General features: G+C 71.6%; 12 protein-coding genes and 1 riboswitch. Of the genes, 6 read left to right on the top strand and 6 right to left on the bottom strand.

Translation table 11 applies throughout. The features are described from left to right. The first annotated feature begins 103 nt into the window (after nucleotides 1-103). The 5 genes from ACIRVH_RS34105 to ACIRVH_RS34085 all read left to right on the top strand — a co-directional run bounded on the left by ACIRVH_RS34105 (nucleotide 104) and on the right by ACIRVH_RS34085 (nucleotide 4,734). A complete protein-coding gene (locus tag ACIRVH_RS34105; protein ID WP_403961478.1) occupies nucleotides 104-844 on the top strand; it encodes an ABC transporter ATP-binding protein in 741 nt (246 codons plus the stop codon). Further along, nucleotides 826-2,193: a hypothetical protein gene (locus ACIRVH_RS34100; protein WP_403961475.1), complete on the top strand. Its 1,368-nt coding sequence runs from the start codon at nucleotides 826-828 to the stop codon at nucleotides 2,191-2,193. Before ACIRVH_RS34105 ends, ACIRVH_RS34100 begins: the two co-directional genes overlap by 19 nt. Nucleotides 2,194-2,321: 128 nt before the next feature. Beyond that, nucleotides 2,322-2,729 carry a VOC family protein gene (locus ACIRVH_RS34095; RefSeq protein WP_403961472.1) on the top strand — a complete coding sequence of 136 codons (408 nt, stop codon included), beginning with the start codon at nucleotides 2,322-2,324 and terminating at the stop codon, nucleotides 2,727-2,729. A gap of 37 nt (nucleotides 2,730-2,766) precedes the next feature. Next, nucleotides 2,767-3,891 carry an LOG family protein gene (locus ACIRVH_RS34090; protein ID WP_403961470.1) on the top strand — a complete coding sequence of 375 codons (1,125 nt, stop codon included), beginning with the start codon at nucleotides 2,767-2,769 and terminating at the stop codon, nucleotides 3,889-3,891. A 162-nt stretch (nucleotides 3,892-4,053) separates the two neighbouring features. Beyond that, nucleotides 4,054-4,734, top strand: coding sequence for an LAETG motif-containing sortase-dependent surface protein (locus ACIRVH_RS34085; RefSeq protein ID WP_403961467.1), 681 nt, complete (start codon nucleotides 4,054-4,056; stop codon nucleotides 4,732-4,734). 63 nt (nucleotides 4,735-4,797) lie between these two features. On the opposite strand, the gene ACIRVH_RS34080 is transcribed toward ACIRVH_RS34085, so the two are convergent. The 6 genes from ACIRVH_RS34080 to ACIRVH_RS34055 form a co-directional block, all read right to left on the bottom strand. Continuing rightward, nucleotides 4,798-5,595, bottom strand: a complete 798-nt coding sequence (locus ACIRVH_RS34080) for a maleylpyruvate isomerase family mycothiol-dependent enzyme (protein ID WP_403961464.1) — start codon at nucleotides 5,593-5,595, stop codon at nucleotides 4,798-4,800. A gap of 25 nt (nucleotides 5,596-5,620) precedes the next feature. Beyond that, entirely contained in the window at nucleotides 5,621-6,643 is a 1,023-nt protein-coding gene (locus ACIRVH_RS34075; RefSeq protein WP_403961461.1) for an ABC transporter ATP-binding protein, read from the bottom strand. Further along, nucleotides 6,643-8,244 carry an ABC transporter permease gene (locus tag ACIRVH_RS34070; protein ID WP_403961760.1) on the bottom strand — a complete coding sequence of 534 codons (1,602 nt, stop codon included), beginning with the start codon at nucleotides 8,242-8,244 and terminating at the stop codon, nucleotides 6,643-6,645. Before ACIRVH_RS34070 ends, ACIRVH_RS34075 begins: the two co-directional genes overlap by 1 nt. 41 nt (nucleotides 8,245-8,285) lie before the next feature. Further along, nucleotides 8,286-9,359 carry a thiamine ABC transporter substrate binding subunit gene (locus ACIRVH_RS34065; protein ID WP_403961458.1) on the bottom strand — a complete coding sequence of 358 codons (1,074 nt, stop codon included), beginning with the start codon at nucleotides 9,357-9,359 and terminating at the stop codon, nucleotides 8,286-8,288. A gap of 83 nt (nucleotides 9,360-9,442) precedes the next feature. Continuing rightward, a riboswitch (TPP riboswitch) is annotated at nucleotides 9,443-9,550 on the bottom strand. A 35-nt stretch (nucleotides 9,551-9,585) separates the two neighbouring features. Next, nucleotides 9,586-10,692: a 23S rRNA (adenine(2503)-C(2))-methyltransferase RlmN gene (rlmN, locus tag ACIRVH_RS34060; RefSeq protein ID WP_403961455.1), complete on the bottom strand. Its 1,107-nt coding sequence runs from the start codon at nucleotides 10,690-10,692 to the stop codon at nucleotides 9,586-9,588. Nucleotides 10,693-10,796: 104 nt separating this feature from the next. Beyond that, nucleotides 10,797-11,366, bottom strand: coding sequence for an ATP-binding protein (locus ACIRVH_RS34055; RefSeq protein WP_403961453.1), 570 nt, complete (start codon nucleotides 11,364-11,366; stop codon nucleotides 10,797-10,799). A gap of 186 nt (nucleotides 11,367-11,552) precedes the next feature. Between ACIRVH_RS34055 and ACIRVH_RS34050 the strand changes: the two genes are divergently transcribed. Further along, entirely contained in the window at nucleotides 11,553-12,188 is a 636-nt protein-coding gene (locus tag ACIRVH_RS34050) for a TetR/AcrR family transcriptional regulator (RefSeq protein WP_403961450.1), read from the top strand. Nucleotides 12,189-12,342: the final 154 nt, after the last annotated feature.

Genomic DNA, 12,342 nt, shown 5'->3' with positions numbered 1-12,342 from the left:
TGGTGGGCTGCCTAGCGTTCCATTGACCGATCGGCCCAGCCTTCGTTCCCCCGGACGGGGGACGGAGCAAGGGAACAACGGATCAGAACCGAGGTGTACGCCCATGGAGGCCCCGCCGGACAACGACGTGCTGTGGGCACGCTCCCTGCACTTCACGCACCGCGACGGCTCGCCCGCCCTGGCCGGTGTCTCGCTCGAGGTGCGGCAGGGCGAGATCCTCGCCGTCAACGGCCCGCGCGGCAGCGGCAAGACCACGCTCCTCAGGTGCCTGTCCGGTCTGGTGCGGGCGCAGCAGGGCGAGGTCTGGTTCAACAGCACGCCCCTGCACACGCTGGGGCCGACGGCCCGTGAGCGGCTGCGCCGCGACCGCTTCGGCTGGATCGACCCGTCCCCCGTACTCGTACCGGAGCTGAACGTCTGGGAGAACGCCGCCCTCCCGCTGATGCTGCGCGGCACCGGTCGCCGCCGGGCCAAGGTGGCCGCGCTGGAGTGGCTGGAGCGGCTGGACATCGGCGACCGGGCCCGCAGACGCCCGCACGAGCTGCAGCAGGCGGAGCGCCAGCGCGTCTGCATCGCCCGCGCGCTCGCCCCCGGGCCCACGATCCTCTTCGCGGACGAGCCGACGGCCCCGCTGCACCGCGCCGACCGCGCCCATGTGCTGCGCACGCTCACCACGGCGGCCCGCTCGCACGGCATCACCGTCGTGCTGGCCACGCACGACTCCGACACCGCAGCCCTCACCGACCGTGCGCTCTCCCTGCTGGACGGGCGCCGTGTGAAGACCGTGCACCTGCCGGACGCGCCGGAGACGGAAGGCCGGGCCGCGTGCTCGCTCTCCGCCTGACCCGCGCGGCCCGGCCCGCCGTCCAGCTGCGCCGCCTGCTGGTCGCCGCCGCCTCGGGGGGCACCGGCTTCCTGCTGCTCGGCACCCTGGGCTACGCGCTGGGCCACCCGCAGACCCCGGGCGCGGCCGTGCTGCGCCTGGCCTGGTGCCTGGTCCCGCTCGCCGCCACCGTGTACTTCGCGGTCGCGGTGGCCCGCACGGACCCCGGCACCAGACCCCGGCAGGGCCTGTCGGCCGTGGGCCTGGGCCCGGCCCGCCTGATGGCGATCTCGGCGCTGACGACGGCCCTGTCCGCCACCCTGGGCTCGATGCTGGCGCTGCTGGTCTTCCTGCACCTGCGCGGCGATCTGACGGGCATGCCCTTCGACGGCGCGGCGGCCCAGTTCCTGGCCGCGGACCAGCCCCTCCCGCTGCCGGCGGCCCTGACCCTGCTGGCCCTGGTCCCGGTGTGCGCCTCGACGGCGGTGGCCGTCGCCCTGCGCCCCAGGGACCCGCACCGGCCTGCCGAGTCCACCCGCGTCTTCGGCCGCTTCGGTGCGTACGGCCACTCGGCACAGCAGGAGACGTTCGGGGCGTACGGGAGGTTCGGGGCGCGGCTGCTCGCCCCCGCAGGGTCGCGTGCTGCCGCCGGAAAGAAGGAGACCGCCCAGCAGGTTCCGCCCGAGACCACTCACCTCGGGGTCACCGACTGCGAGGCACCGGAACAGGACGCCGACCAGGCCGACATCTCCGCCACCCTCCCGCCGCCCCGCGAGGCCCCCGTCGGCCTCCCCTGGGGCATCGCCACCGTCGCCGCCGGCCTCGCCGTGCAGGCCTACGCCGGCCGCACCAGCCCCGCCCCCGACCTCACCGACCTGCCGGTCGAGGCCTTCACCGTGCTGGTCGGCTGGGTCCTGACCGCTCTCGGGCTGGTCCTCGCCTCCCCCGGCCTCACCCATCTGTGCGGGCGCGTCCTGCAGTCCGTGCGGCCGGGCGCCCTCAGGCTGCTGGCCGGCCGGGGTCTGATGGCGGAGGCCACGCGGGTCGGCCGCCCCCTCGGCGTGGTGTGCGCGGTGGCGTCCGCCGTCTACGCCCTGACCGTCCTGTACGACGGCCCCGGCCCCTCCTTCGGGCCCCTGACGACCCTGGGCGCGCTCGTGGTCACCGGCAGCACGGTGGCGACCCTGCTGACGGCGGCCACCGAGGCCCGGCAGTGCCGTGCCGACACCGTCGCCGCGCTGCTGCGCCTCGGCGCCCCCGCCGCGATGCTGCGCAGCGCCGCCGCCCTCCGCGCGGCCGCCCTGCTCGCCGTGTTCGGCCCGCTCGCCCTGGTGATCGCCAACCTGGCGGCGCTGCCGATGGCCCACTGAGTGTCGTACGAGAAGGTCCCCCGAAAAATCTCCCGAGAAAAATCTCCGGCCGCCGATGAGTTCCGCGGCGGCCCGGCGTCTGACCCAGCGAACGGCAGCAAGCGCACGGACCCGAGGGAGAGACCCCCATGTACCAGCAGATGATCTTCGTGAACCTGGCCACCGCGGACGTCGAGGCGTCCAAGAAGTTCTTCACCGCGCTCGGGTACACGATCAACCCCCAGTTCAGCACCGACGACTGCGCCTGCGTCGTGATCAGCGACACGATCATTGCGATGCTGCTCAGCAAGCAGCACTACGCCACGTTCACGAAGAAGGAGATCGTCGACTCGACGACGTCCAGCGAGGTGCTGGTGTGTCTGAGCGCCGAGAGCCGCGAGAAGGTCGACGAGCTGGTGGACAAGGCGATCGCGGCGGGCGGGAAGCCCAGCGGCGAGACGCAGGACCACGGCTTCATGTACGGCCGCGCCTTCGACGACCTCGACGGCCACACCTGGGAGGTCATGTGGATGGACCCGGCGGCGGTTCAGGGCTGACCCGGTCCGTTCGCACAGACGTGCCTAGCATGGGCGGGTGCATCCGACACCCGCCCAGCCGCTCGACGGCTCCCACGACCGCGAGATCGAGTCCCTGGCCGAGTTCGACGAGGTGGTCGCCGAGCACGGCTCGCTGGCCCACTACCGCGTCCAGGCCGTCGATCTGACGGACCGTACGAAGACTCTGCTCACCCTCGACACCACGGGCGCCGTCTTCCTCGGCTGCCCGATGGACCCCGAGGCGGCCGCCCACGTCCGGTCGTCCGGCGCCCTGGTGCTCCCGCCGGTCCCGGGGCTCCCCTTCGACCCGTACCGCGGCTTCGCCTACTCACCCGACGAGTTGTTCGAGTCGCTGGAGGAGGGCTACGAGGCGACGCCGGACGCGCGGGCCTACGCCTGGTTCCAGCGCACCAAGGCCGACGGTGACGTCTTCGCCTCCATGCTGCGCGCGATCCACGACGACGCCGTCTCCGACGCCCTGGACGAACTCCTCTCCGGCGCCCGGGTGGTGGGCGTCATGGGCGGCCACGCGATGGCCCGCGGCACGGCCGCCTACGCCGGAGCCGCCCGGCTGGGCCGGGAGCTGGCACGCGCCGGGTTCACGGTCGCCACCGGCGGCGGCCCCGGTGCCATGGAGGCGGCCAACCTCGGCGCGTACGCCGCCCCCTTCGACGACGGCATGCTGGAGGAGGCGCTCCGACTCCTCGCCGAGGCACCCTCGTTCCGGCCGTCCGTCACCGACTGGGCACGGGCCGCCTTCGAGGTGCGCGAACGCTGGCCCGGCGGCGGGGAGTCGGTGGGCATCCCCACCTGGTTCTACGGCCACGAGCCGCCGAACGCCTTTGCCGCGCACATAGCCAAGTACTTCGCCAATGCCACCCGCGAGGACGGCCTGCTGGCCCGCTCCACCGCCGGGGTGGTGTTCCTGCCGGGCGCCGCCGGCACCGTACAGGAGATCTTCGACAACGCGACGCCGAACTACTACGAGTCGCGGGGCGAGCCCACGCCCATGGTGCTGGTGAACGAGGAGCACTGGACACGGGAACTGCCGACCTGGCCGCTGCTGCAGTCGCTGGCGCGGGGGCGGTCCATGGAGTCCCGTATCGCCCTCGTTGACCGGATCGAGCAGGCTCCTGAGGTGTTGAAACGTCTCTGCAGTTAATAAGCAGGCAAAGCCAACGGCCGCCACGGGCATATGCATTGACACTCTTATGGAGCGCTTATAAACCTGTGAGCCTCCTGGGGGTGCTGGGGCATCACCTCATCCGTCGTCCCGTCTCCCCCTCAACCCCCCGCAGTTCTGCACTCTTGTAAAGGACAGACGTTGTCCATAACCCGCCGTAGCGCCCGCCGTTCCGTGCGCATCCTGGGTGTTGCCTCCGCCTCCGCCGCGCTGGCCCTCGGTGTCGCCGGCCAGGCGCTCGCCTGCAACATCACCGAGTTCTCCGCCGAAGCCCAGTGCAGCGGCAACAAGGGCGTCATCGTCGTCACCGACAAGGACGCCTCCGGCACCCCGGCCACGATCACCGTCTTCTCGAAGAACGCCGCCGGTGTCGAGAAGCAGGTCGGCGCGCCGCAGGACATCAAGGGCTCCGCCAAGGGCACCACGGTGAGCTTCCAGGAGAACTGGAAGCCCAACGCCACCTACCGCATCCACGTCAAGGCCGGCGACCAGGTCGACGAGGACGTCAAGCCCGACCTGGTGACCCCGTCCACGGCCTGCAAGAAGGAGGAGTCCCAGACTCCGACGCCGCCGGCCACCCCGACGCCGAAGCCGTCGGCGTCCACCTCCACCCCGACTCCGTCGGCCTCCGAGAGCAGCTCCGCCCCGGCGGGCGCGCCGAGCAACGCGCCGTCCCCGGCGGCCGCTGACTCGAACCTCGCCGAGACCGGTGCCAACTCCAACACCGGTCTGATCGCCGGTGTCGCGGGCGCCCTGGTCGTCGTCGGCGGTGGCGCGGTCTACTTCGGCATGCGCCGCCGTGGGGCGAGCAGCGGCCGCTGACACCTCACTTCGTACATCGCCGCGGCCCGTCCCCGATCCCCAGGGGGCGGGCCGCGGTCGTGCTCAGCCGAAGGTCGCCCGCTGGAGCCAGAACTCCAGCGCCTCGCGTTCGCCGAGCACCTCCAGGCCGGGGGCGTCCAGCGGCAGCCGCCGGTAGAAGGCGAGCAGCACCGAGGTGAGCGGGCCGCGCAGGGCGACGGTGGCCTTCTCGTGGCCGCGCCGCCAGTGGATGCCGTCCGCGCCGAACTCCACCAGCCACTCGGCGTTCAGGGCGGGGTCGGCGTCCGTGGCGTGAAGGTGGATGGTGCGCATGGGCCCGTCCAGGCGGAAGGCCTCTTCCTGGCCGCGGATGTGCTGGAAGAACAGGGCGATGTCCAGCCACTCGTCGAGCGCGTCGGCGGCGATCTCGGGCGCCACCTCGTAGGGCACCTGGGCGGTGAGCGTCGCGTCGGCGCGGTGGACGGTGATCTCGTGGGTCATGCGACGGGCCCAGAAGCCAGAGGTCGCGTTCCCCTGCCAGCTCCACACCTTGGTGTCCGGCCCGGCCTCGCGCAGCGCGCCGACGACCTGCTCGCCGGTCTCCGCCAGCCACTTGTCCAGGGCCGCCGCGTCGCCCCGCTCCTCGGGTCCGCCGGCGAGCGTGATCCGCTCCTCCGGGATGTTCTCCTGCGCGCGGCTGCGCACCAGCGCGTCCACCCAGCGCAGGGCGCCGCCCGTATGACGTACGAGGTCCTCCAGTGACCAGTCGGGGCAGGTCGGCACGGTGGTGGAGAGGTCCGCGCCGGAGGACAGCACGGCCCTCAACTGCCCCACCTGGTGGGCGATTTCGTCGCAGTAACGGTCATGTGCGAGCAAAGTCATGCCCCTCACCCTAGGGGTGAGGTGATCAGCCGAGCACCACGATTTCGGCCGCGTCGAACGCGACCCCCACCTCGGCCCCGGCCTCCGGCGCGTCCCGGAGTGCACAGGCCGCCTCCAGGCGCGGGCCGCCGTCCCGGGGCCGGAGGTGGACGGCCACATGGGTGCCCTTGAAGGTGCGGGCGGTCACCGTGCACGGCAGGCCCTCGTCGGCCGCGACGAGCCGTACGCCGGCGGGCCGGACCAGCAGCGGGCGGTTGCCCCGGGGCGAGCCGTCGGGCACGGGGAGCTTGCCCCACGGAGTGTCCGCAGCCGTGTCGCCGACGGTCGCCGGGACCACATTGTCGAAGCCGAGGAAGCGGGCCACGAACTCGTCCGCGGGCCGCTGCCAGACCTCCAGCGGCGTGCCGGACTGGGCGATCCGCCCGTCCCGCATCACCACCACCCGGTCGGCCAGCGCGAAGGCCTCGCCCTGGTCGTGGGTGACGGCGAGCACGGTCGTACCCAACCGGCCGAACAGCTCCCGGAGTTCGACCACCAGCCGTTCGCGCAGCGAGCGGTCGAGCTGCCCCAGGGGTTCGTCCAGCATGAGCAGCCGGGGCCGGGGCGCGAGTGCCCGGGCGAGGGCCACGCGCTGCTGCTCGCCGCCGGACAGCCCGGCGACGGCCCGCCCGGCGGCTCCCGGCAGTCCGACCAGCTCCAGCAACTGCCCGACCTCGGCGTCCCGTCCGCCCCTCGGCACGCCGTGCATCCGCAGCCCGAAGGCCACGTTGCCGCCGACGTCCCGCTGCGGGAAGAGCTGGTGGTCCTGGAACATCAGCCCGACGCCCCGCCGGTGCGCGGGCACGGCCGCCTGGTCCCGGCCGTCGAGCAGCACCCGGCCGAAGTCCAGGGGCTGGAGTCCGGCCACCGCCCTGAGCAGCGTCGACTTTCCGCTGCCGCTGGGTCCGAGCACACACACCACCTCGTGCTCGGCGACGTCGAGGTCGACCGCGTCGAGCACGGGCCGCCCGCCGAGGCGCACGGTCGCGTCCGCAAGGCTCAGCAGCATCAGAACTCCCCCGTACGGTCGGTGCGCAGCCGCTCCAGGACCAGCAGGGCCGCCGCGCACACCACCATCAGAATCGTCGACAGGGCCATCGCCTGCCCGTAGTTGAGGTCCCCGGGCCGGCTCAGCAGCCGGGCCACGGCGACCGGGAGCGTCGGATTGTCGGGCCGGGCGATGAACACGGTCGCCCCGAACTCCCCGAGAGACACGGCGAACGCGAACCCGGCCGCGATCAGCAGGGCCCGCCGCACCAACGGCAGGTCGACCTCGCGCCACACCCGCCAGGGCGAGGCCCCGAGCACGGCCGCCGCCTCCCTGAGCCGTCCGTCCACCGCCCGCAGCACGGGCAGCATCGTCCGTACGACGAAGGGAGCGCCCACCAGCGCCTGCGCGAGCGGTACGAGGATCCAGGACTGCCTCAGATCCAGTGGTGGCCTGTCCAGTGAGATGAGGAAGCCGAAGCCGACGGTCACGGCGGAGATGCCGAGGGGCAGCATGAGCAGCGCGTCGAAGCCGCGCACCAGCCGGCCGGCGTCCCTGCGGGCCAGCGCGGCGGCCGCGAGGCCGCCGATCAGCACGGCGATGGCGGTGGCGGTGGCGGCGTACTCGAGCGAGGTCCACACGGCGTGCAGCGGCGCCACGAGGAAGGTGCCGCCGTCGGCGTCGGTCAGCGCGCGGTAGTAGCCGAAGCCCGGCGCGTCGAGGGAGCGCCGCACGAGCACGGCGAGCGGCAGGACCAGCAGCAGGGCCGCGGTGACCAGGACCCCGGCGAGCAGCGCCCACTGCCCGGCGCCGCGCGGCCGGCGGGCGGTCGCCTTCGGGTCGACGAGCCGCAGGGCGGTCTCCCGCCGTCGTACCGTCCAGGCGTGCACGGCGAGGATCGCGCCCACCGCGACGAACTGGACGAGGGTGAGGACGGCGGCCGTGGACAGGTCGAAGATCTCCGAGGTCTGGCGGTAGATCTCCACTTCGAGGGTGGAGAAGGTGGGCCCGCCGAGGATCTGCACCACGCCGAAGGAGGTGAAGGTGAACAGGAACACCATCAGCGCGGCGGCGGCCACGGCGGGTGCGAGGGCGGGCAGCGTCACCTTCCGCCAGGCGCGCAGCGGGGACGCGCCGAGCATCCGGGCGGCCTGCTCCTGCCGGGGGTCGAGCTGGGCCCACAGCCCGCCGACCGTGCGGACGACCACCGCGTAGTTGAAGAAGACGTGCGCCAGCAGGATCGCCCACACGGTGGTGTCGAGCCGTACGCCCCACAGGTCGTCGAGGAGCCCGCCGCGGCCGACGAGCGCGAGGAACGCCGTGCCGACGACGACGGTCGGCAGCACGAAGGGGACCGTGACGACGGCCCGCAGCAGCTGTCTGCCCGGGAAGTCCAGGCGGGCGAAGACATAGGCGGCGGGCAGGGCGAGCAGCAGGGTGAGCGCGGTGGAGGCGAGCGCCTGCCAGGCGGTGAACCAGAGCACGTGCCGGATGTCGGGCTGGGTGACGACGTCCGCCATCCGTCCGAACTGCCAGACGCCGTCCACCTTCAGCCCGCGTGCGACGATCGCGGCGACGGGCCAGGCGAAGAAGACGGCGAAGAACGCGACGGGCAGGGCCAGGAGCCCCAGCCGCGCCGCGCTCCCGCGCGTTCGCCCCTCGGCTACTTCAGTACGAGCGACGTCCACGACTTGACCCACTGGTCGCGGTTGGCGGCGATCTTGCCGGGGGCCATGGTCTCGGGCTCCTTGGCGGCCGGCCCGTACTTCGTGAAGTCGTCGGGCACCGCGGCGCCCTGCACCACCGGGTACACGAACATGTTCAGCGGCATGTCCTGCTGGAACTCCTTGGAGAGCAGGAAGTCGATGAACGCCTTGGCGCCCTTGGTGTTCTTCGCGTTGCTCAGCAGCCCGGCGAACTCGATCTGCCGGAAGCAGGTGCCGGTGGCGACGCCGGTCGGGGCGGTGCTGGGCCGCTTCTTGGCGTAGATCACCTCGGCGGGCGGGGAGGAGGCGTACGACACCACGAGCGGCCGGTCGCCGCCCGCCTTCTTGCCCTCGGACGAGCCGGAGAACTCCTGGCGGTAGGCCTGCTCCCAGCCGTCGACGACCTTGACGCCGTTGGCCTTGAGCTTCTTCCAGTAGTCCTGCCATCCGTTGTCGCCGTACTGCGCGGCGCTGCCGAGCAGGAACCCGAGGCCGGGTGAGGAGGTGGCCGCGTTCTCGGTGACGAGGAGGTTCTTGTACGCGGGCTTGGCAAGGTCGGCGAAGGTCTGCGGCGGGGTCAGCTTGTGCTCGCTGAAGTAGGCCTTGTCGTAGTTGACGCAGATGTCGCCGTAGTCGACCGGCGTGACCCGGTGCTTGTCCTGGTCGAGCTGGTAGGCGGCGCCGACGGTGCCGAGGCCCTTCGCCTCGTAGGGCTGGAACAGCCCGTTGTCGAGAGCCCGGGACAGCAGGGTGTTGTCGACGCCGAAGAAGACGTCGCCCTGCGGGTTGTCCTTGGTCAGGATCGCCTTGTTGACCGCCTGGCCGGCATCGCCGCCCGGCAGTACCCGGACCTTGTAGCCGGACTGCTTCTCGAAGTCCTTGAGCACGTTCTTGGAGACGGCCCACGAGTCGTGGCTGACGAGGGTCACGGTCTTGGAGTCCGCCGAGCCCTTGCCGTCCGTCGATCCGCACGCGGACAAGGTGAGCAGGCCGAGGCCGACCGCCGCGGCCACGAGGGTCTTGGTGTGCACGTGAGTTGTCCTCCTGGGGGTTGGCCAGGAAGAACGCGGCCCTGCCCGGTCCTTCTGGGAAGAACCCGGGCAGGGCACGACAGCATGAGTGGTGACCGAACTTCCTACCCAGAATGACCTGGGCGAGGTTCAGAGGGTCTGCGGCCCGTATGCCGCACTCTCAGCGCTGTGGCGCTCCCCTGTCGGAATATGAAGATGTGATGAGACCTGATCGAACGCAGCCAGATTACCGCTCGGTGGCCGCGAGCTGACCACACGCCCCGTCGATCTCCTGCCCGCGGGTGTCCCGGACGGTGACCGGGACACCGTGGGCGGCGATGGCCTCCACGAACGCCTTCTCGTCCTCGGGGCGCGAGGCGGTCCACTTGGACCCCGGCGTCGGGTTCAGCGGAATCAGGTTGACGTGCACGGGCTTGCCCCTGAGCAGCCGCCCGAGCCGGTCACCGCGCCAGGCCTGGTCGTTGATGTCGCGGATGAGCGCATACTCGATCGACAGCCGGCGCCCGGACTTCTCGACGTACTCGAACCCGGCGTCCAGCACCTCGCGCACCTTCCACCGCGTGTTCACGGGGACGAGGGTGTCGCGCAGCTCGTCGTCGGGGGCGTGCAGGGAGATCGCGAGCCGGCACTTGAAGCCCTCGTCGGCGAGCCGGTGGATGGCGGGCACGAGCCCGACCGTCGAGACCGTGATCCCGCGCTGCGAGAGCCCGAGCCCGTCCGGCGCGGGATCGGTGAGCGCGCGGATGGCCCCCACGACCCGGTTGTAGTTGGCGAGCGGCTCGCCCATGCCCATGAAGACGATGTTGGAAAGCCGCGCGGGCCCACCGGGCACTTCCCCGTCCCGCAGCGCCCGCATGCCGTCCACGATCTGGTGGACGATCTCGGCGGTCGACAGATTCCGGTCGAGCCCCGCCTGCCCGGTGGCACAGAAGGGGCAGTTCATCCCACACCCGGCCTGCGAGCTGATGCACATGGTCACCCGGTCCGGGTACCGCATCAGCACCGACTCCACGAGCGTGCCGTCGAACAGCCGCCACAGCGTCTTGCGGGTCGTCCCCTGGTCGGTGGACAGATTCCGGACGACGGTCATCAGCTCTGGGAACAGCGCCTCGCGCAGTCTGTCCCGCGAACCGGCCGGGATGTCGGTCCACTGCTCGGGGTCGTGCGCGTACCGCGCGAAGTAGTGCTGCGAGAGCTGCTTGGCACGAAACGGCTTCTCGCCGACCTCGGCCACCGCCTCCTTGCGCTGGGCGGGCGTGAGGTCGGCAAGGTGCCGCGGCGGCTTCTTGGCTCCGCGCGGGGCTACGAAAGTGAGTTCTCCGGGCTTAGGCATGGCCTTACCAGTGTCGCAGATCCAATTGGGTGGCCTGCGGCTGTCGCTCACTACGACTGTCGTCACCGGCCGTCACCGAGCGGCTTCGGCCGGCGGCGACTTCCTCAGGCCACCATCGTCACGGCAGGTGCACCCCTCACGGAGTGGTCCTCGGCCTGCAGCTCGAACCAAATGGTCTTGCCCGTCCCTGTCCGGATGTTGCCCCAGGCATCGGCGAGCAGGTCGAGCAGTTCCGTGCCGCGGCCGCCTTCCGCGTCCGAGTCGACCGCGGTGTGCACAGGACCGGAGGGCTCGGTGTCCTCGACCTCGCACAGCAGGCGGGAGTGACGCAGTCGCAGGTTGAGCCTGAGCGGGCCGCGCGTATGCCGCAGGGCGTTGGTGACCAGTTCGCTGACCAGAAGCTCGGCCGTGTCGGACAGGTCGTCCAGCGCCCAGTCGCTCAGTTGCGCGGTCACCAGACGGCGGGCTCGGCGGGCCGAGGTCAGTTCCCGCTGCAGGGGCCAGGAGGCGTCCCAGACGGTGGCGCGGCCGCGCGGCGCATCCAGCGGTCGCAGTGGCGCGAGCGTGCGGGACCAGAGGGCCCACTGCCTGGCGAGCCACGAGGATGGAGTGGCATGAGAGGACCGATCTCCCCGGCGAGAGCCGATGGCGTGGCCGATGGCCTGGATAACCATGAGATCTGTCCTTTCTGGGCAGCGGCGGTGGGTCCGCCGGTGGATGCGCTTGGCGTGCGCCAGGCGCTATATGTAGCAGTCGCTACACCTAAAATATATACGAAGCGGTTGCTACAGTAAAGACCTGCCCAAAAGTGAATTTACGGACAGATGGAAGTTGCAGCCCTCACGCCCCCAGGAGCCCGCATGCCTCGCCCGCCCGATCCGGCCAAGCGGCGCGACCTTCTCGACCGGGTCCGCGAGTACGTGATGCGCAACGGCCTCGCGGACCTCTCCCTGCGCCCGCTGGCCAAGGCCCTGGGCACCAGCGACCGCATGCTCCTGTACTACTTCGGCAGCAAGGAACGGATGATCGCCGAAGCCCTCGCCATCTACGAGCGCCGGCCCCTCCTGCGCGCCCGCGCACTGCTGAAGACCGTCGGCCCGCCCACGAGCCCTGCGGGCCTGCGCCGCTTCATCGAGGAGGTGTGGCAGCAGTTCAGAGACCCCGATGTACGCGCCACCCTCCCTCTCTATCTCGAGATCATGAGCGCCAGCGTGCTTCACCCGGACCGCTACGGGCCCGTCATGCGCGACATCGTCACCGAATGGACGGCCCTGCTCGGCTCCGTCTTCCGCGACCTCGGCATGGGCCAGGATCGAGCCCGGACCCAGGCCACCCTCCTGACCGACGCCGCCGTCGGCCTCTTGATCGCCCCGCTGGCGGACGGACACTGGGACCACGCCGACAAGGCCTTCCGCGCCCTCCTCGACAGCCTGGAGCCTGGATGGAACGCCCCGGGGTCAGGACGAGGTGACGTCGAGGCGCCTCCCTCGCACTGAGCCCGACGCGGGCACGGGGTGCTGTTCGTTCATCCGACACAGGGGTCTCGTTGTGCCGTACACGGGCCCCGGCGCGTACACCATCAGCGTCGAAGGCGGTTCCGTGACCGTCGCCGTGCACCACTTCGGCCGACCTCCCGGCACCGCCGGCGGC

The sequence above is a fragment of the Streptomyces sp. NPDC101165 genome (genome assembly GCF_044768135.1).
Classification (GTDB): Bacteria; Actinomycetota; Actinomycetes; order Streptomycetales; family Streptomycetaceae; genus Streptomyces.
The sequence above is the reverse complement of the archived record's forward strand: the minus strand, read 5'-3'. Positions and strand labels throughout refer to the sequence as shown.

Excerpts from the sequence above, each read along its gene's own strand:
- ACIRVH_RS34105 (WP_403961478.1), top strand. The coding sequence starts at position 104 with ATGGAGGCCCCGCCGGACAACGACGTGCTGTGGGCACGCTCCCTGCAC.
- ACIRVH_RS34095 (WP_403961472.1), top strand. The coding sequence starts at position 2,322 with ATGTACCAGCAGATGATCTTCGTGAACCTGGCCACCGCGGACGTCGAG.
- ACIRVH_RS34080 (WP_403961464.1), bottom strand. The coding sequence starts at position 5,595 with ATGACTTTGCTCGCACATGACCGTTACTGCGACGAAATCGCCCACCAG.
- ACIRVH_RS34075 (WP_403961461.1), bottom strand. The coding sequence starts at position 6,643 with ATGCTGCTGAGCCTTGCGGACGCGACCGTGCGCCTCGGCGGGCGGCCC.
- rlmN (WP_403961455.1), bottom strand. The coding sequence starts at position 10,692 with ATGCCTAAGCCCGGAGAACTCACTTTCGTAGCCCCGCGCGGAGCCAAG.
- ACIRVH_RS34055 (WP_403961453.1), bottom strand. The coding sequence starts at position 11,366 with ATGGTTATCCAGGCCATCGGCCACGCCATCGGCTCTCGCCGGGGAGAT.
- ACIRVH_RS34050 (WP_403961450.1), top strand. The coding sequence starts at position 11,553 with ATGCCTCGCCCGCCCGATCCGGCCAAGCGGCGCGACCTTCTCGACCGG.